18 protein-coding genes are annotated in these 16,985 nt (G+C 65.2%); 5 read left to right on the forward strand and 13 right to left on the reverse strand.

All coding sequences use genetic code 11. The features are described 5' to 3' along the window. Nucleotides 1-26: 26 nt before the first annotated feature. From ACSU1L_RS13480 to guaB, 4 genes are all read right to left on the reverse strand, one after another. Nucleotides 27-1,145 carry a GuaB3 family IMP dehydrogenase-related protein gene (locus tag ACSU1L_RS13480; protein WP_438253687.1) on the reverse strand — a complete coding sequence of 373 codons (1,119 nt, stop codon included), beginning with the start codon at nt 1,143-1,145 and terminating at the stop codon, nt 27-29. 275 nt (nt 1,146-1,420) lie between these two features. After that, entirely contained in the window at nt 1,421-1,972 is a 552-nt protein-coding gene (locus ACSU1L_RS13485) for an OsmC family protein (RefSeq protein WP_439256124.1), read from the reverse strand. A gap of 67 nt (nt 1,973-2,039) precedes the next feature. Then, entirely contained in the window at nt 2,040-2,354 is a 315-nt protein-coding gene (locus ACSU1L_RS13490) for a DUF2277 domain-containing protein (protein WP_439256125.1), read from the reverse strand. A gap of 125 nt (nt 2,355-2,479) precedes the next feature. Further along, nucleotides 2,480-3,982, reverse strand: a complete 1,503-nt coding sequence (gene guaB, locus ACSU1L_RS13495) for an IMP dehydrogenase (protein ID WP_438253139.1) — start codon at nt 3,980-3,982, stop codon at nt 2,480-2,482. Nucleotides 3,983-4,196: 214 nt separating this feature from the next. Here guaB and ACSU1L_RS13500 point away from each other — a divergent pair, with 214 nt between their 5' ends. The 4 genes from ACSU1L_RS13500 (at nt 4,197) to ACSU1L_RS13515 (ending at nt 8,264) form a co-directional block, all read left to right on the forward strand. Then, complete coding sequence (locus ACSU1L_RS13500; protein WP_438253138.1) at nt 4,197-5,549, forward strand: ABC transporter permease subunit; 1,353 nt, start codon at nt 4,197-4,199, stop codon at nt 5,547-5,549. Nucleotides 5,550-5,552: 3 nt separating this feature from the next. Then, on the forward strand, nt 5,553-6,530 hold the full coding sequence (locus ACSU1L_RS13505; RefSeq protein WP_438253137.1) for a branched-chain amino acid ABC transporter permease: 978 nt from the start codon (nt 5,553-5,555) through the stop codon (nt 6,528-6,530). Continuing rightward, entirely contained in the window at nt 6,520-7,482 is a 963-nt protein-coding gene (locus ACSU1L_RS13510) for an ABC transporter ATP-binding protein (protein ID WP_438253136.1), read from the forward strand. Before ACSU1L_RS13505 ends, ACSU1L_RS13510 begins: the two co-directional genes overlap by 11 nt. Nucleotides 7,483-7,553: 71 nt before the next feature. After that, a complete protein-coding gene (locus tag ACSU1L_RS13515) occupies nt 7,554-8,264 on the forward strand; it encodes an ABC transporter ATP-binding protein (RefSeq protein WP_438253686.1) in 711 nt (236 codons plus the stop codon). Nucleotides 8,265-8,326: 62 nt separating this feature from the next. Here the strand turns inward: ACSU1L_RS13515 and ACSU1L_RS13520 are convergent, their stop codons facing one another. The 3 genes from ACSU1L_RS13520 to groES all read right to left on the reverse strand — a co-directional run bounded on the left by ACSU1L_RS13520 (nt 8,327) and on the right by groES (nt 11,080). Continuing rightward, entirely contained in the window at nt 8,327-9,589 is a 1,263-nt protein-coding gene (locus ACSU1L_RS13520) for an ABC transporter substrate-binding protein (protein ID WP_439256126.1), read from the reverse strand. 109 nt (nt 9,590-9,698) lie between these two features. Next, complete coding sequence (gene rarD / locus ACSU1L_RS13525) at nt 9,699-10,610, reverse strand: EamA family transporter RarD (RefSeq protein WP_439256127.1); 912 nt, start codon at nt 10,608-10,610, stop codon at nt 9,699-9,701. Nucleotides 10,611-10,783: 173 nt separating this feature from the next. Continuing rightward, nucleotides 10,784-11,080: a co-chaperone GroES gene (gene groES, locus ACSU1L_RS13530; protein WP_028502311.1), complete on the reverse strand. Its 297-nt coding sequence runs from the start codon at nt 11,078-11,080 to the stop codon at nt 10,784-10,786. Between the two features lie 158 nt (nt 11,081-11,238). Here groES and ACSU1L_RS13535 point away from each other — a divergent pair, with 158 nt between their 5' ends. Next, complete coding sequence (locus ACSU1L_RS13535; protein ID WP_439256128.1) at nt 11,239-12,426, forward strand: THUMP-like domain-containing protein; 1,188 nt, start codon at nt 11,239-11,241, stop codon at nt 12,424-12,426. Nucleotides 12,427-12,438: 12 nt separating this feature from the next. Here the strand turns inward: ACSU1L_RS13535 and ACSU1L_RS13540 are convergent, their stop codons facing one another. The 6 genes from ACSU1L_RS13540 to tsaB are packed head-to-tail and all read right to left on the reverse strand — an operon-like array spanning nt 12,439 to nt 16,937. Next, nucleotides 12,439-13,569: a hypothetical protein gene (locus ACSU1L_RS13540; RefSeq protein ID WP_439256129.1), complete on the reverse strand. Its 1,131-nt coding sequence runs from the start codon at nt 13,567-13,569 to the stop codon at nt 12,439-12,441. Then, entirely contained in the window at nt 13,544-14,164 is a 621-nt protein-coding gene (locus ACSU1L_RS13545) for a hypothetical protein (protein WP_439256130.1), read from the reverse strand. Before ACSU1L_RS13545 ends, ACSU1L_RS13540 begins: the two co-directional genes overlap by 26 nt. Nucleotides 14,165-14,168: 4 nt before the next feature. After that, nucleotides 14,169-14,651 carry a hypothetical protein gene (locus ACSU1L_RS13550; RefSeq protein ID WP_439256131.1) on the reverse strand — a complete coding sequence of 161 codons (483 nt, stop codon included), beginning with the start codon at nt 14,649-14,651 and terminating at the stop codon, nt 14,169-14,171. After that, nucleotides 14,648-15,733, reverse strand: a complete 1,086-nt coding sequence (tsaD, locus tag ACSU1L_RS13555; protein WP_439256132.1) for a tRNA (adenosine(37)-N6)-threonylcarbamoyltransferase complex transferase subunit TsaD — start codon at nt 15,731-15,733, stop codon at nt 14,648-14,650. Before tsaD ends, ACSU1L_RS13550 begins: the two co-directional genes overlap by 4 nt. Continuing rightward, entirely contained in the window at nt 15,730-16,317 is a 588-nt protein-coding gene (rimI, locus tag ACSU1L_RS13560; RefSeq protein WP_439256133.1) for a ribosomal protein S18-alanine N-acetyltransferase, read from the reverse strand. Before rimI ends, tsaD begins: the two co-directional genes overlap by 4 nt. Further along, nucleotides 16,314-16,937 (reverse strand): tRNA (adenosine(37)-N6)-threonylcarbamoyltransferase complex dimerization subunit type 1 TsaB, encoded by a 624-nt coding sequence (tsaB, locus tag ACSU1L_RS13565; protein ID WP_439256134.1) that lies wholly within the window; start codon nt 16,935-16,937, stop codon nt 16,314-16,316. Before tsaB ends, rimI begins: the two co-directional genes overlap by 4 nt. Between the last annotated feature and the right edge of the window lie 48 nt (nt 16,938-16,985).

Raw genomic sequence — 16,985 nt, forward strand, 5'->3', positions numbered from 1 at the left:
GGTGTCGTCACAGCGTGCAGTACTCGTCAGGCCTGTTCGTATGGAGCAAGCACAACTTCGACGCGCTGGAACTCCTTGAGATCGGAGTATCCCGTGGTGGCCATCGACTTGCGAAGTGCGCCCATGAGGTTGGCTGTGCCGTCGGCGACCGGCGCCGGTCCGTACAGGATCTCTTCCAGCGTGCCGATGCCCCGGGTCTCGACGCGACGCCCGCGCGGAAGGTGCGGGTGATGAGCCTCCGGGCCCCAGTGGAAGCCCCGGCCCGGAGCATCCGTGGCACGAGCAAGCGCGACGCCGAGCATGACGGCATCCGCGCCCATGGCGAGCGCCTTGACGATGTCGCCAGACGTGCCCACGCCACCGTCGGCGATCACGTGCACGTAGCGTCCGCCGGATTCGTCGAGGTAGTCACGTCGGGCGGCGGCGACATCAGAGACGGCGGTGGCCATCGGGGCGTGGATGCCGAGCACCGCTCGCGTCGTGGATGCTGCTCCCCCGCCGAATCCGACGAGGACGCCTGCGGCGCCGGTGCGCATGAGGTGCAGAGCTGCCGTGTAGGTGGCAGCGCCGCCGACGATCACCGGAACGTCAAGGTCGTAGATGAACTTCTTCAGGTTCAGTGGCTCGGCCACGCTGGAGACGTGCTCAGCGGAAACGGTCGTACCGCGGATGACGAACAGGTCGACACCGGCCGCTGCGACGGTCTCGTAAAGCTCCTGCGTGCGCTGCGGCGTGAGAGAACCCGCGACCGTAACACCACCCTCGCGGATTTCCGCCAGACGTGACTTGATCAGCTCGGGCTTGATCGGCTCGGAGTACAGCTCCTGCATCCGCACCGTCGCCTGGGCAGCGGGCAACGAGGCGATCTCGGCGAGGAGCGGCTCGGGCTTCTCGTAGCGGGTCCAGAGACCCTCGAGGTCGAGCACACCGATGCCGCCGAGCTTGCCCAGCATGATCGCGGTCTGCGGGCTGACCACGGAGTCCATCGGAGCGCCGATGATCGGGGTATCGAAGTGATACGCGTCGATCGACCATGAAGTCGAGACGTCTTCGGGGTTACGTGTCCGCCGTGACGGCACCACCGCGATGTCGTCGAAAGTGTACGCGCGACGCGCGCGCTTGCCTCGGCCGAGTTCGATGTCCATGCTCACCCGTCCAGCCTACCCGCCCCGCAATATGCTTCCCACGTGCGTGAAGTGGCAATAGGCGCCACCTTGAATGACGCCGAAGTCCGAGAGGTGTCGCTCGTGGTCGCGTCATTGCACGTGGTGCGACCACGAGCGACCCCTCAAGCAGGGGCAGACGGGATGCCGGAGCCAGGTATATGCCGAGCAGATCAGGCGATCAGCTCTGCGGAGGCGCCATCACCTGTCGATCCGGATGCACCCGATCGCAAGTGCGGCGCCCGAGCGCGCGTGGCTCAGGCCAGCGCGCCGGAGGTCGGCACGGGATTCGTGAAGACGTCGAAAACGGGGCAGTGCGCGTCGACGACCTGGCGCAGGTTCTCGTACTGCTCGGCCGTGTCGGGTCCGGTGATGTCGACCTTCACACGCACGTCTCGGAATCCTGCCCGACCGGACTCATCGATCCCAAAGAGCTTGCGCACATCGAGGTCACCTTCGGCCGTGATCTCGATCTCGTCGATCGTGAGCCCAAGCGCCTGTGCGTAGAGGCGGAACACGACAACCTGGCACGACACAAGCGCGCCAAGCGCATATTCGACGGGGCTGGCCGCCGCATCGTCACCGGCGAGAGCGCTGGGTTCATCGACGAGGAAACGGTGCTTGCCCGCGCGGATCTCAGTCGCGACCGAGCCGATTCCTCGGCCGACGACCTTGTAGGTGAGCTGGGCGTTCGTCGCATCCGCGGCGATGCGTTCGTTCCACGCCGTTCCCGCGTCGGTGAGGCGCTGTGTGCGCTCGGCTGCGGTGACGTCGGTGACGGATGCGATCTGGTCCTGAAGAAGAGTCATAGCGCGACGATAACGGCGACGCTGGCCTGCGGCGAAGGAGGCCGTCATCCGCCGTCACATCACAGGATTATGTCGTGGCGCGCGCAGCTCGCTTCTCCTCCTGGAAGACGCGGATCGCCTCGTAGCGCTCGGCGGAACGGGCACGGCGTTTGGACGCCTCCTGCTCGCGGTTCTTCGGCGGCGCGGTGGTGATCAGGCCATCGAGAAGGACACGGGTCGCCTGCGCGATCTCTGCGACGGCACGGTCGAAGACCACCTGATTGGCGCGGGAGGGTGCGTTCGCGCCGGAGACCTTGCGCACGAACTGCAAAGCGGCATCCTGACACTCCTCGTCAGTCGCGGCGGGTTCCAGGTTGTTCAGCGGGACGATGTTGCGGCACATGCCAGCACGCTACGCCGGTTCCTGAGGTGGCGCGAGTGGTCGCGTCACCACAGCGCGAGCGGCGCGAAGCGACACCTCCCCGCGACGGACTCCCCTCCCGCAGCGGGCCAGGCATCCGCCGCGGGCTACTTCTTGTAGTTGGGCGCCTCTACGACGATCTGCACGTCGTGCGGGTGCGACTCCTTGAGCCCCGCCGCAGTAATGCGCACGAACTTGCCGCGGGTCTTGAGCTCGTCGATCGTGCGAGCACCGACATAGAACATCGACTGACGCAGGCCACCGACGAGCTGGTACGCGACTGCCGAAACCGGACCGCGGTACGGGACCTGTCCTTCGATGCCCTCCGGGATGAGCTTGTCATCGCTGGGCACATCGGCCTGGAAGTACCGGTCCTTCGAGTACGAAGTCTGCTTGCCGCGCGTCTGCATCGCACCGAGCGAGCCCATGCCGCGGTACTGCTTGAACTGCTTGCCCGCCTGGAAGACGATCTCTCCCGGCGACTCGTCGGTTCCGGCGAGGAGCGAGCCGAGCATCACAGCATCCGCCCCGGCGACCAGCGCCTTGGCGATATCGCCCGAGTACTGCAGACCACCGTCGGCGATCACCGGGATACCGGATTCACGCGCGGCGAGCGAGGCTTCATAAACGGCTGTCACCTGCGGCACACCAACGCCGGCTACAACGCGAGTGGTGCAGATGGATCCGGGACCCACCCCGACCTTGACGGCATCCACGCCCGCATCGATCAGCGCCTGCGCACCCTCGCGAGTGGCGACGTTGCCGCCGATCACGTCGATGTGCTCGAACGTGGGGTCTGCCTTCAACCGCTGCACGAGGTCAATCACACCCTGGGACTGCCCGTTCGCTGTGTCGACCACAAGTACATCCACACCGGCGTCGCGCAGCGCCTCCGCACGTTCCCAGGCGTCGCCGAAGAATCCAATCGCAGCACCGACACGCAGCCGGCCCTGCTCATCCTTGGTGGCCAGTGGGTACTTCTCGCTCTTGTCGAAGTCCTTGATGGTGATCAGGCCGGCGAGCTTGCCGTCGTCATCGATGAGCGGCAGCTTCTCGACGCGGTGCTTCGCGAACAGCGCGATGACCTCTCCTGCCGGAACACCGACGGGAGCGGTGACCAGGTTCTCGCTGGTCATGACGTCCTTGACGAGGGTGGTCTGACGTTCACGCCCGCTGACGAAACGCATGTCGCGGTTGGTGATGATGCCGACCAGGTGTCCGGTGTCGTCGATCACCGGAAGCCCCGAGATGCGGTATCTCGCACACATCTCATCGACCTCTTCGACCGTTGCCTCGGTCGTGGTCGTGATCGGGTCGGTGATCATGCCGGACTCGCTGCGCTTGACGCGATCCACATGAGCGGCCTGATCAGCGATCGAGAGATTGCGATGCAGGATGCCGATACCGCCCTCGCGCGCCATGGCAATTGCCATGCGGCTTTCGGTGACGGTGTCCATCGCGCTGGACAGCAGGGGCGTGGCAACCGAGATGCGGCGGGTGATCCGCGAAGAGGTATCCGCGTCGCTGGGAATCACATCGGTGTGCCCGGGAAGGAGCAGAACATCATCGTATGTGAGTCCGACGAAACCGAAGGGATCGGGCTGGTCCATGAAATCTCCTCCTGCAGGCGCGTTGCGGTGTACCAATTCTAAGCGTGCGGAGACCGCGAATATTCCGGTCGAGCGCCGCCTCTGCGACACCCCCGGCATTGCGATCAGGAAACAGTTAGTACGCATTTACCCAAGTCCGCGTTACGCTCAGTGCGACGTCCGTCACTCGACAGCCTCCCGACGGCTGCGCGAGGGCACTCAATGTGGAGGATGCGTGGGACTCAGATCATCGGCGCTTCAGCGCCCCAAGAACACCCTGTGGGCGCTGCTGGCGGCGCTGACAGTCATCTTCGTGCTGGTCGGGATTCCGTCCGGCACGGCTGTGGCAGACACGACCGACGACGGCCAGGAAGTGACAGACTTCTACTTCGCCGGCAACATCACCTTCGAAGGCACTCCGATCGAGGGCGTCACCGTCGCTGTGGACGGCAACGGTTTCGATGCGAAGACGGAAACGGATGCCGACGGCAAGTGGCGGTTGTACGTGCCCGAGAAGGAGCAGTACACCCTCGCCGTCGATGAGGACACGCTGCCCGAGGGCGTCATCGTCGATCAGACCAAACTCCCCGAGGGCGTCGCAGCGGTCGAGGGCACGAGCGGTTCGTTCGAAGCCGAGTTCGGGCTCACCGGAACTAAGATCATCAACCTGTTCCTCGGTGAGGGCGAGCGGGTGACGGTCTCCTTCATCGATCAGCTGATCTCCCGCATGGTGGGCGGCATCAACTTCGGTCTGCTGCTGGGGCTCGCCGCCATGGGCGCGGCCCTCATCTACGGCACGACCAGGCTGTCGAACTTCGCACACGGTGAGATGGTCACCTGGGGTGGCGTCGTCGCGGTGCTGTTCACATCCTTCTGGCAGCTTCCATTGTGGGCCGGTCTCATCGCCGCAGTGATCGGCGGTGGTGCGCTGGGCTTAGCCATGGATGCCGGACTCTGGCGTCCGTTGCGCCGACGCGGCCTCGGCATCGTGCAGTTGATGATCGTCAGCATCGGACTGTCGCTCGCACTGCGATATGTGCTGCAGTACATGGTTGGCGGCGGTACCCATCAACTTCCGGGGGCAAGCCCGACGCCGATGCAGTTCGGACCGATCACCCTGTCGTACATCGACCTGATCAGTATGGGGATCAGTCTCGCCGCCATCCTCGGCATGGCCTATTTCCTCACCCGCACTCGCATCGGCAAGGCGACGAGGGCGATCTCCGATAACCCACAGCTGGCGGCAGCATCCGGAATCGACGTCGACAAGGTCGTACGCATCGTCTGGATCGTCGCCGGCGCGCTGGCGGCGATCTCCGGCGTTCTGTGGACCTACTTCCGGCCTGGTGTGAAGTGGGACATGGGCATGCAGATGCTGCTGCTGATCTTCTGCGCGATCACCCTGGGCGGTCTCGGCTCGGCGATCGGCGCTCTGATCGGCTCCCTCATCGTGGGCATCGCCGTCGAGGTCTCGACGCTGCTGGGTGTTCCCTCCGACCTCAAGTACGCCACCGCGCTGGTCGCACTGATCGTGATCCTGCTGGTGCGGCCTCAGGGCTTGCTCGGGCGCAAGGAAAGGCTGGGCTGACATATGGACTTCGGATCGATCTTCGGCAACACCGCCGCATACATCTTCAGCCCCGTCACGATCGCGTACGCGCTGGCGGCCACCGGGCTTGCCGTGCACTTCGGCTATGCGGGTCTGCTCAACTTCGGCATGGCGGCATTCATGGCCGTGGGCGCCTACGGCTACACGATTCCCGTCCTCGTGTTCGGAGCACCATGGTGGCTCGGCATGCTCATCGGCCTCCTTGGTGGCGCCGTGTTCGCCCTGCTGCTGGGTATCCCGACGCTGCGGCTGCGCGCTGACTACCTCGCCATCGCCACGATCGCGACAGCGGAAGTGGTGCGACTACTGTTCTTGACGAGGCTGTTCGAGGAGTGGACGGGAGCGGCAGGCGGGCGTACCGGATACCACGCCAGCTTCCGCTCTGCGAACCCGTTCCCCGAGGGGACCTACGGCTTCGGTCCCTGGACGTACAACGCCACTGAACTGTGGGACCGGGTATTCGGCCTGATCCTGCTGGCCATCGCAATTCTGCTGGTGTGGGCCCTGATGCGCAGCCCCTGGGGCCGCGTGCTCAAGGGCATCCGCGAGGACGAGGATGCCGTGCGCTCGCTGGGCAAGAACGTCTTCGCCTACAAGATGCAGGCGCTCGTCGTCGGCGGTGTGATCGGTGCTGCCGGTGGCATGGTCTTCGTGCTGCCCTCGGCAGTGGTGCCCGGCAGCTATTCGACATCGCTGACGTTCTTCCTGTGGACCGTGCTGCTGCTCGGAGGAGCTGCCACCGTGTTCGGCCCCACTCTCGGTGCGGTGCTGTTCTGGGTGCTGTTCGCGTTCCTCGGCAACCTGCTTCCACAACTGGCGAGCAACGGCCTGCTGCCGATGACGGCATCCCAGGCCGAGGTCGTCCGCTGGATCCTGGCTGGTGTCGCGCTCATGCTGATCGTGATCTACCGCCCGCAGGGCATCCTCGGAGACAAGAGGGAGATGACCTTTGTCAAGTGAAAGCACGCCGGTCAAACGGCAGAAGTCAACGGGCCTGGCCAAGGGCGAGGCTGTCCCCGGAGTCGCCAAGGTTGACCCGATCCTCGTCGTGGATGCCATCGAGCGCCGCTTCGGCGGACTCGTCGCCGTCGACGTCGACCATCTCGAGATCCCCCGCGGCGCGATCACCGCCCTGATCGGGCCGAACGGTGCGGGAAAGACTACCCTGTTCAACCTGCTCTGCGGCTTCGACAAGCCCAACGCTGGCACCTGGGAATACAACGGCAAGAGCCTGGCCGGCATCCCGTCGTTCAAGGTGGCCCGCATGGGGCAGGTGCGAACCTTCCAGCTCACAAAGGCACTGTCGCTGCTGACGGTGCTGGAGAACATGAAGCTCGGCTCCCCCGATCAACCCGGTGAAAAATTCTGGGCCAGCCTGTTTCCCGTGATCTGGCGCAAGAAGGAAGCCGAGATCGAGGTCAAGGCCCGAGAGCTGCTCACGCTGTTCAAACTCGATGCCAAGGAGAAGGACTTCGCCGCCTCCCTCTCGGGAGGTCAGCGCAAGCTGCTGGAGATGGCGCGGGCGCTGATGAGCGATCCCAACCTCGTCATGCTCGACGAGCCGATGGCCGGCGTCAACCCGGCTTTGACGCAGTCCCTGCTCGATCACATTCTCGGGTTGAAGGACCGCGGTATGACCGTGCTGTTCGTCGAGCACGATATGCATATGGTGCGCCACATCGCCGATTGGGTGGTCGTCATGGCCGAGGGCCGCGTCGTCGCGGAAGGGCCACCGGAGACGGTCATGGAGGATCAGGCCGTGATCGATGCGTATCTGGGCGCTCACCAGGACGTGGACCTCGGTGAGGTCACCGGGCGCATCGCGGTGGTATCGGATGCCGAGGCAAGCCGCATCCGTGAAAAAATCGAGTCCGAAGCCGAGGCTGAGCTCGATGAAGGGGAGAAATCATGACCGATGCTTCGCACGTCCGCCAGCAGATCGGCGACGCTGCCCCGCCCGATGATCGCGACATCGTCGTCGAGATGAAGGACGTGCACGCCGGGTATCTCCCGGGCGTCAACATCCTCAATGGTGCGAACCTCGTCGCGCACAAAGGCGAATTGGTCGGCATCATCGGCCCCAACGGCGCGGGAAAGTCCACGCTGCTGAAGGCGATCTTCGGCATGCTGCAGGTGCGTGAGGGCGAGATCACCCTGAACGGTTCGAGCATCGTCGGCCTCAAAGCCGACAAGCTCGTTGCCCGTGGGGTCGCCTTCGTTCCGCAGACCAACAACGTCTTCCCGTCGCTGACCATCGCCGAGAACCTGCAGATGGGGCTCTATCAGAACCCGAAGATCTACAACGAACGCCTCGCGTTCGTCACGGAGATCTTCGCGGAGCTCGGCTCACGGTTGAAGCAGCGCGCCGGATCCCTGTCGGGCGGCGAGCGTCAGATGGTGGCGATGTCTCGCGCGCTGATGATGGACCCCTCCGTCCTGCTGCTGGATGAGCCCTCGGCAGGGCTTTCGCCGGTGCGCCAGGATGACGCCTTCATCCGCGTCTCCGACATCAACAAGGCCGGCGTAACGACGATCATGGTCGAGCAGAACGCTCGCCGCTGCCTGCAGATCTGCGACCGCGGCTACGTGCTCGACCAGGGTCGCGACGCTTATGAGGGCAGCGGACGTGACCTGCTCAACGACCCGAAGGTGATCGGCCTGTACCTGGGAACGCTCGGCCAAGACGCCGCCTGACCAGCGCCACAGTGAAACGGCCCCGGATGCGTCGCATCCGGGGCCGTTCTCTTCTCCGCGTGTTACTTGATGCGGGTGTGTAGGTTGCCCTCACCGTATTCGTAGACGCCGATGGCTGCGCCCTTCGGGTCGTTGTTCTCATCGAACGTGACCGAGCCGGACAGGCCCTCGTAATCGACGGTGCCGCCGTCGTTGATGATCGCGGCGCAGTCAGCGAAAGTGCTGCACTTCTCGCCTTCGCCCTCACCACCCGAGACCTCGCGCATCTTGCCCGCGATGTCCGCGCCCTCGACGGACTGTGCAGACAGCGCAGCCAGTGCGATCAGGATCGTGGCGTCGTACGCCTCAGCGGAGTACGTGACGGCGTCGATCGGGTCATTGCCCTCAGCGGTCCAGATCTCGTTGAGCTGGTCGATGAAGTCATCGGGCAACTCGGCTCCCGCACGCGTTCCCTTGGAACCGGTCAGGTCGATTGGGAGGTCAGGCCAGTCCTTCAGGTTGCCATCGACCAGGTACAGCTTGCCGGTGTCGACGCCCGCGTTGCCCAGCAGCGGGGCGATCGTTGCGAACTGGTCGTACGAGACGATAGCGACCGCGTCGGGGTTCGCCGCGGCAATGGTGTCGACCTGGGCGTTGTACTGGCCGTCGCCCTGGTTGTAGGACGCTTCTGCGACGACTTCGCCACCGGCGGATGCGAAGGTCGCCCCGATGGCCTCTGCGAGGCCGGTACCGTAGGGGTCATTCTGGTAGAGGATGCCGAGAGTAGTGTTGCCATCCTCAGCGATCTGGTTGCCCAGCACCTCGCCCTGCAGATTGTCACTGGGAGCGGTACGGAAATACATCGGGTCGATGCCGGTGAAGTCTGCCGAGGTGTTCGACGGCGACACCGTGACGATGCCGGCACCGACGTTGCCGTCGAGGATGAGCTTGGAGACGCTGGAGGAAGCCGCACCGACCATCGCTGTGATGCCAGCGCTCTGCAGTTTGGCGATCGAGGTCTCGTAGGCCTTGTTGTCGAGGTCGCCTTCATCACCGGTCGACAGTTCGACGGTGATGCCTGCATCCGCCTCATTGATCTGCGAGACGGCGAGCTGCACACCGGCCTCCATCGGAGCGCCGAGGAACGAGAGCGTTCCGGACGCCGGCAACAAAGAGCCGAGCTTCAGCGTCAGGTCGACCGCCGCCGGCTTATCTTCACCGCCGCCATTGTCTGTGGGCGTCTCGGCTGGGGTGCTGCTGCACCCGGCAATGACCAGTGCGGAGGCGCTTGCCAGCGCAAGCCCCGCGAAGATCCTCGCGGATCGCGAGCCCTTCATAGCGTTCATGTTGCTCCTTTGCGTAACTGAACGTGGATAACCACCTTCGGGTGCCTATCACCCTAATCTCTTGTATGTGCGGACAGTCGATGCTTCTGTCTCGGTCCCGCAACAATCCTCAGATCAGCGCCGCTGGGGCCGCGCGCCGGCCACGCTGCTTCTTCAGAGCGAGGTCGACGAGGAACACGCCGATCGCCACCCAGACGATGGCGAACCCGATCCAGCGTTCGGTCGGCATCGGCTCTTTCAACAGCGCCCAACCGACCAGGAACTGCATGACCGGGGTGATGAACTGGAACATTCCCACCAGGGTCAGATCGATCCGCCTGGCACCGGCTGCGAAACACAGCAGGGGCACTGCTGTGGCGATACCGGCACCGGCTACCAGCACCGTATGCCAGACGCTCACGGCACCGAAGGTGATGCCATCGGTACTGCCGACGATGATAAGTGTGACCGCGGCGACCGGGATCAACCAGAAAGATTCCATGGTCAGTCCGCTGACAGCATCCACCGCCGGGCCGATCTGCTTCTTGACGAGTCCGTAAAGGCCGAACGATGCCGTCAACGACAGTGCGATCCAGGGGAACCGTCCGTGGGCGATGATGATCACCACAACCGCGACGGCGGCGATGCCGATCGCCGTCCACTGCAGTTTTGAGATGCGCTCGCGCAGCACGAAGACGCCCAGCAGCACCGTGAAGATCGGGTTGATGAAGTACCCGAGACTCGTCTCGATGACCTGCCCGCTGAGGGTTCCGATCAGGAACACCTGCCAGTTGCCGTAAATGAGGATTCCGGCGAGCGCCGTCCACCCCAGCAGCCGCGGCTGCCGGATGATCGCCCGCAACGACGCCCAGCCGCGTGTGACAGCGAGCAGCACGAGGCAGAAGACGAACGACAGCAGCACCCGCCACGCGACGACCTCCCATGGGCCGGTCGGCACGAGCATCAGGAAGTACAGCGGCAGCACACCCCAGAGCAGATAGGCGCCGACGGTGTAGGCGACGCCGCTGCGGCTTGCTCCCATCCCCTCACCCTATCCGCCCCCTCCGCCCCTTATCCCCTTGCGAGTGGTCGCTGGTGGCTCATAATTTGACGAAAATCGAGCCACCAGCGCCCACTCGCAAGGGGTGGGGGTGGGGGACGCGGAAGGGCCCGGATGCCGAAGCATCCGGGCCCTTCTTTGCTTTACTGAAACGCTCAGCGAACGACGACTGCGAGGACGTCGCGAGCCGAGAGCACGAGGTACTCATCGGCGCCGAACTTCACCTCGGTGCCGCCGTACTTGCTGTACAGAACGCGGTCGCCGACGGCGACGTCGATCGGAACGCGGTTGCCGTTGTCGTCAATGCGGCCGGGGCCAACGGCCACAACCTCGCCCTCCTGGGGCTTCTCCTTGGCGGTGTCAGGGATGACCAGGCCACTTGCTGTGGTCTGCTCGGCCTCGACCTGCTGGATGACGATGCGGTCTTCGAGCGGCTTGATGGAAACCGACACGGTCTACCTCTTCTTTCTTGACGCTGACACGAAAGACTTGTTCGCACTCTCAACCCGAGAGTGCTAACCCAAGTGTATGCGGTCGGCTGGCACTCACGCAATGCGAGTGCCAGTTTTGTCGTCACAGACCCGACGGACACACCTCGTAGGCTGGTCCCGTGGACATGTCCGAACTCACTGCCCTACTCACCCCCGATGGCCTCCGGCTGCTCGACGAGGTGGGCACGATCGAGTCGACGGCGCATGTGGCGCAGACCGTTTCCCGCCTGCGTGCGGCGGGCCACTCCCCCGATCTCGTATCCGCTGTCGTCGGGCAGGCGCATCTGCGCGCAAAGGGTGCTGCGAAATTCGGTGGCTTCGCCGAGCGGATGCTGTTCACCAGAGCAGGCTTCGAACAGGCCACCCGCCTGGGAGTTGCAGCACGCCATGCCGGACGCATGCGCCGCGCCGGCATCACCCGGGTCGCAGACCTCGGTTGCGGCATCGGCGGCGACGCACTCGCGTTTGCCGGTGCAGGGCTGAGCGTGCTGGCCGTCGATGCGGATGAGGTGACCGCAGCCATCGCCGCGTACAACCTCGCTCCATTCGGCGATGAAGCGACCGTCAAACACAGCACAGCCGAGACCACCGATCTCACCGGCATCGACGCAGTGTGGCTCGACCCCGCGCGCCGGACGGCCGGTCACAGCGAGACGCGGCGGGTGACGGCATCCGATTATTCCCCGTCACTGGACTGGGCATTCGAGCTCGCATCGCGGGTGCCGACCGGCATCAAGCTCGGCCCCGGGCACGACCGTGAGGCGCTTCCGGCAGACGCCGAGGCGCAGTGGGTCAGTGCTGACGGCAGCGTCGTCGAACTCGTGCTCTGGTCTGGCGTGCTCGCTCGCGAAGGTGTCCGGCGTGCGGCGCTGGTGATCCGCGGCGACGAGTCGCATGAGCTCACCGGCGGGGCGGATGCTGAGGATGCCGACGTCCGTGAACTCGGCGCTTTCCTGCACGAGCCCGATGGCGCGGTCATCCGCGCACGTCTGATCGGCGACGTGGCACGCAGCTTGGAAGCCGGGATGCTGGACGAGAAGATCGCTTACATCACCGGAGATGCGGCGCTGACGAGCCCGTTCGTGCAGTCGTTCCGCGTGCGCGAGGTGACCGCTGCGAACCCGAAGGCCATCAACGCGGTGCTGCGCGCCGGCGACATCGGCACGCTGGAGATCAAGAAGCGCGGGATGGACATCGATCCCGCCGCGTTCCGCAAGAAGTTGAATCTGAAGGGAACGAAGTCGGCGACGTTGATCCTCACGCGCACGGGCGACAAGCGGATGGCGATCCTCGCCGACCGGGTATGAGCCGGAGTCATCTCACTCCTTGATGTCCCCGGTTTTGTCGTCGATCTCGACCTGCTCACCTTCGGTGACTTCGACTCGAGTGCCCTCAGGAACCCTCACGATCGTGAGTTGCTGACCGCGCGTCTCGGTCTGATGCACGATGTACTGTGTCGGGATGCCGCCGACGGGTGCCGTGACGACCAAGTCCGTCATGGGCATTTCCGCGGTCGATGAACAGCCCGACGCGATGCCGGCATCAGATTCCACGATCAGGCACATCTCGTTGCCCCAACTCGTCCAGATCGGCCTCTCGCCGTCATAGCCGAGAATACTGAGCGAATTTCGATCGAAACCTGCTGCTTCTACGCGGTCGAGGGCTTCGCGTTCTTCCTCGCTGAACTGCGATTCCCAGTTGTTGTCTTCGGGATTCCAGAGTTGGATCGCGGGGACAACCTCCCCATTCGCCGATAACAGCAGGAACGCATTGAGCATCTGCCCCTCGGCCTCATCGCCCTCCGGCACCGTGATGGAGACGTTGGCGGCCCCCAGGTTGCTCTGATCCAGCTCCGCGCATCCGCTCTGCTTCTGCACCGGCGTCGTGACGATGATGCACGTCCGCTCGCCCTCTTGGCTTTCTGCACGCCAGATGACCACTCCATGACTCTCCGACAGCGCGGCGACGGTTCCCGGGTCGTAGTCACCGGATTTCTCCAGTTCGGCGCGTTTCTCGGAGTGTGTGGTGGCGAGGGCGAACTCGGCCGTGTTCCAGCCCCAGAGCGTCCATCCGATCCCCATCCCGATGAGCAGGGCCCCGACAGCGGCGAGTGCGAGCCGCCGGCGACCGCGGGTTCGTCGGGATGGTGCGGATGCTTCAGGCTCTGGACTCGGCGATTCCTCGGGCAGCTCGGACCCGTCCGGCACCTCAGACAGCTCGACAGCCTCCGCGCCCCAGACCGGGGCTGCGCGCTCCACAGGCTCCACGACGGAAGGCGCCGCGACGCGCGGGCGCAGCTTCGACTCCAGCTCGTGCAGGCGCGCCGCATCCTCGGCGGCCAGCCCACCACCGCGTCCGTACGCACGTTTCTGAAGCGACCGCAGCTGCGCGGTCTCTGATTCGTCCAGCATCCGTCCGATCATGTCACCCGTCGAGGCTTCGGTGCACATCCAGGTGCACGGCCGGCTCCCGTCCGGCGGTGAGCAGCAGCGTGGCGTACGCCTCGTCGGTGTAGCCGTCGCCGTCGGTCCGGTGCACCACTGCGAGCCCGTCGGATGCCACCCGATCCTCATCGCTGCACGCCGTGGTGGCGTCGAGGCCGTCATCGACGATGAGGCACAACGTATCGCCGCCGTCGGTCATCGCGAGCCAGACGATCACGTCGTCATGTGCGATCATCGCCCGCAGCGCGTTCGCGTCGTAGCCGCCATCGGTGACGAGCTCATCCCCTCTCAGCCGTTGCTCCTGTGTTAATCCGATCGATGAACTGTCCGCACGTCCGAACAGGATCCAGCCGACGCCGATGCCCACAGCGAAGACGGCGATGACTGCGAGCACGGCGCCCCACATCCGGATGCGCGAAGACGGCTGCGGCGGTGCGCTTCCGGATAGATCAGCACCGGATGCGCCGCCGGACGGCCCGGTGTCGCGGCGCCGCTCCAGGTCTCGCAACCTCGAGATCTGCTCCGCTGACAGATCACCATCCTGCCGATACACCTGCGCCTCAAGCATCCGCAGTTCTGCGAATTCGTCGGCGCTCAGCATCCGTTTATCCGAGTGTCTCGAACTGCATGGCGGCCCAGATCAACCAGCCCAGGCTGAAGATCGTGGCGGCGATCCCGAGCACAAGTGCCCACCGCGCAATCGCGCGGTTCTCGACCGGACGACGCAGCGACATGATCGCGGCTACCACCGCGACGATCGCCAGCGGGATGCCCCAACCCACGAACCACGACGCGACCAGGGCGACGATTGCTGCGACAAGCGCCCAGGGCGCGAGGCGCGCATTGTCATCGCTGCCCACCGTGTCGTTCGGAGCCCACTGCACCGCAGGCATACCCGCGGTGTCGGCCGGACCACTGGCGACGACCGGCTCTATGCCGACAGGGCCTGTGGGCAGCGTCGTGTACCCCTCGCGCGGCGCTCCGGGCATCCGCGCTGTGCCGGCTGGCCGCTCAACCTCTGAGCTCGGCTCCTCAACTCTGGGCTGATCTCTGGACTGATCGCCGGGCTGGCCGCCGGGCTCACTCATGCGGCTTCCTCGTGCGCGGCATCCGTTCGCTCGGCGACCTGGATCTCGGTGACCGGCAACGTCGAATCCGCCCCGAATGCGAGCGTCGAAGGGCGACGCCCGGAAGCAATGAGGTCAGCGGCGAGCGCGGCGATCATCGCACCGTTGTCCGTGCACAGCGACAGCGGCGGGATACGCACGGTGACGCCCGCTTCCGCCGCACGGGAGAGAGTAACCTCGCGCAGCCGCTTGTTCGCGATCACGCCACCGCCGAGCAGCAGGCGAGGCACTCCGAGGTCGGCGCAGGCGGCCAGCGCCTTGGTCACCAGTACATCGATGACGGCCTCACGGAAGCTCGCTGCCACATCAGCAACCGGCACCGGTTTGCCTTCTGCCTCACAGCGTTCGACCCAGCGGGCGACGGCGGTCTTCAATCCGGAGAAGGAGAAGTCGTAGCGGTGCTTTTCCATGTCCGAGGCCTTCGACAGCCCGCGCGGGAAACGGATCGCCTTCGGATCGCCGTCGAGAGCCACCCGGTCGATCTGCGGGCCGCCCGGATACGGCAGCGACAGCAGTCGGGCGACCTTGTCGAATGCTTCACCAGCCGCGTCATCGATCGTTTCGCCCAGCAGCTCGACGTCGGTGGTGAGATCGCGCACGTGCAGCAGCGATGTGTGCCCACCGGAGACGAGAAGTGCAATCGTCGGGTACTCGAGTGGTTCGGAATCGGGGGTCACGATGTCTGCGGCGATGTGCCCGACGAGGTGGTTCACCGCGTAGAGCGGCTTGCCAAGCGCGACGGCCAGGCCCTTGGCCGCTCCGACTCCGACCATGAGTGCGCCGGCGAGGCCCGGACCGCTGGTGACCGCAATCGCGTCGAGGTCGGCGAGCTGTACCTGAGCTTCGGCGAGCGCCGCCTCGATCGAGGGTTGCAGCGCTTCGAGGTGCGCGCGGGCGGCGACTTCGGGCACGACGCCCCCGTACCGGGCGTGCTCGTCCATGCTCGAGGCGATCGTGTTCGACAACAGTGTGCGTCCACGGACGATGCCGATGCCGGTCTCGTCGCAGCTCGTCTCGATCCCGAGGACCAGTGGCTCGCTCATGCTGTCTTCTCCTCGTCACACTGTTGGGCGGAGTTCGCGCTGTTGAGCGGAGAAATCTCCGCTGAAGTTCCGCCCATGGGTGCGTTTTCCGCCCGAGCGTGCGGCGCGGCCGCGGCCGCGGCAGCCCTATCCGCCCACGCCCGCAGGTCGAGCTTCATCACGATTGCATCCACATTTTCCGGCTGGTAATACCGGGGGCGGCGGGCGATCTCATCGAATCCCTCCGAGAGATAGAGCGCCTCCGCACCCGGGTTGTCAGCGCGAACCTCCAAGAAGACTTCCCGGGCTCCGCGAGCGGATGCCTCGGCGAGCAGCGTACGCAGAAGCGCGCGGCCGCGGCCCTCTCCCCTGCGTGCTTCGAGCAACGCGATCGTCTGGATGTCGGCATCCGCATTCCCGCGGATCGAACGGAGGCCGGCGTATCCGATGATGTCGCCAGCATCCTCGTCGACGAGATACTGGCTGTACTCGGTGGCGAGTTCCGTTGCCATCGACTCGCTGCTCCACGCGTCGGTGGGAAACGATGCGTTCTCGATCGCCATGATCGCGTCCAGATCAGCGGGAGTCGCAATACGGATGGTCACGAGCTCACTCGTTTCGGAGCGCCGGGAACGGTGACATCCGGTTGGCGGAGGTAGAGCGGCTCAGCGCCGGTCAGCACGCGTGCGGCGTTCGCGGCACGGATGCCGACGCGGCCGAGCGCGGCGCCATCGATGGTTGCGACCTCAATGGCATGGATGCCGCTGAGCCGCTCCTCCGAATCGGCGCGAGGCACGAGCACCGTGGGTGCTGTGAGGTTCGGGATGCCGTCGGCATCGAGGCCGTCGAACACGCTGATCGCAACCTCTCGGCGGCGAGCATCCGTCACGATCGCGAAGGGGGTGTCCGGAGCTTCTGCCTCGATTACTGCGAGCGCGGCACCGAAATGGCTGGGCACCGCGATGACCGGGATGCCGCGGGCGAGCGCGAAAGCTCGGGCTGTGGCGATGCCGATCCGCAGGCCAGTGAAGGGGCCGGGGCCCATGCCCGCGACGACCTGGGTGATGTCCGCCGCATCTGCTTCTGACAGCGCCCGCTCGAGGAGCGCGCCGATGACCTCGGCGTGCCCGAGCGGGTCAGGGCTCGAGGCATCCGCTCGCAGACGCCCATCGGCATCGATCAGAGCGACGGCAGTGCCCAGGGAAGTATCGACGGCAAGGATCACCTCTCCAGGGTAGTCGGCGCTGGCACCGGGAGCCTGGCGACTGGCTCA

The sequence above is a fragment of the Microbacterium sp. A94 genome, assembly GCF_051842855.1.
In the GTDB taxonomy this organism is placed as follows: domain Bacteria; phylum Actinomycetota; class Actinomycetes; order Actinomycetales; family Microbacteriaceae; genus Microbacterium.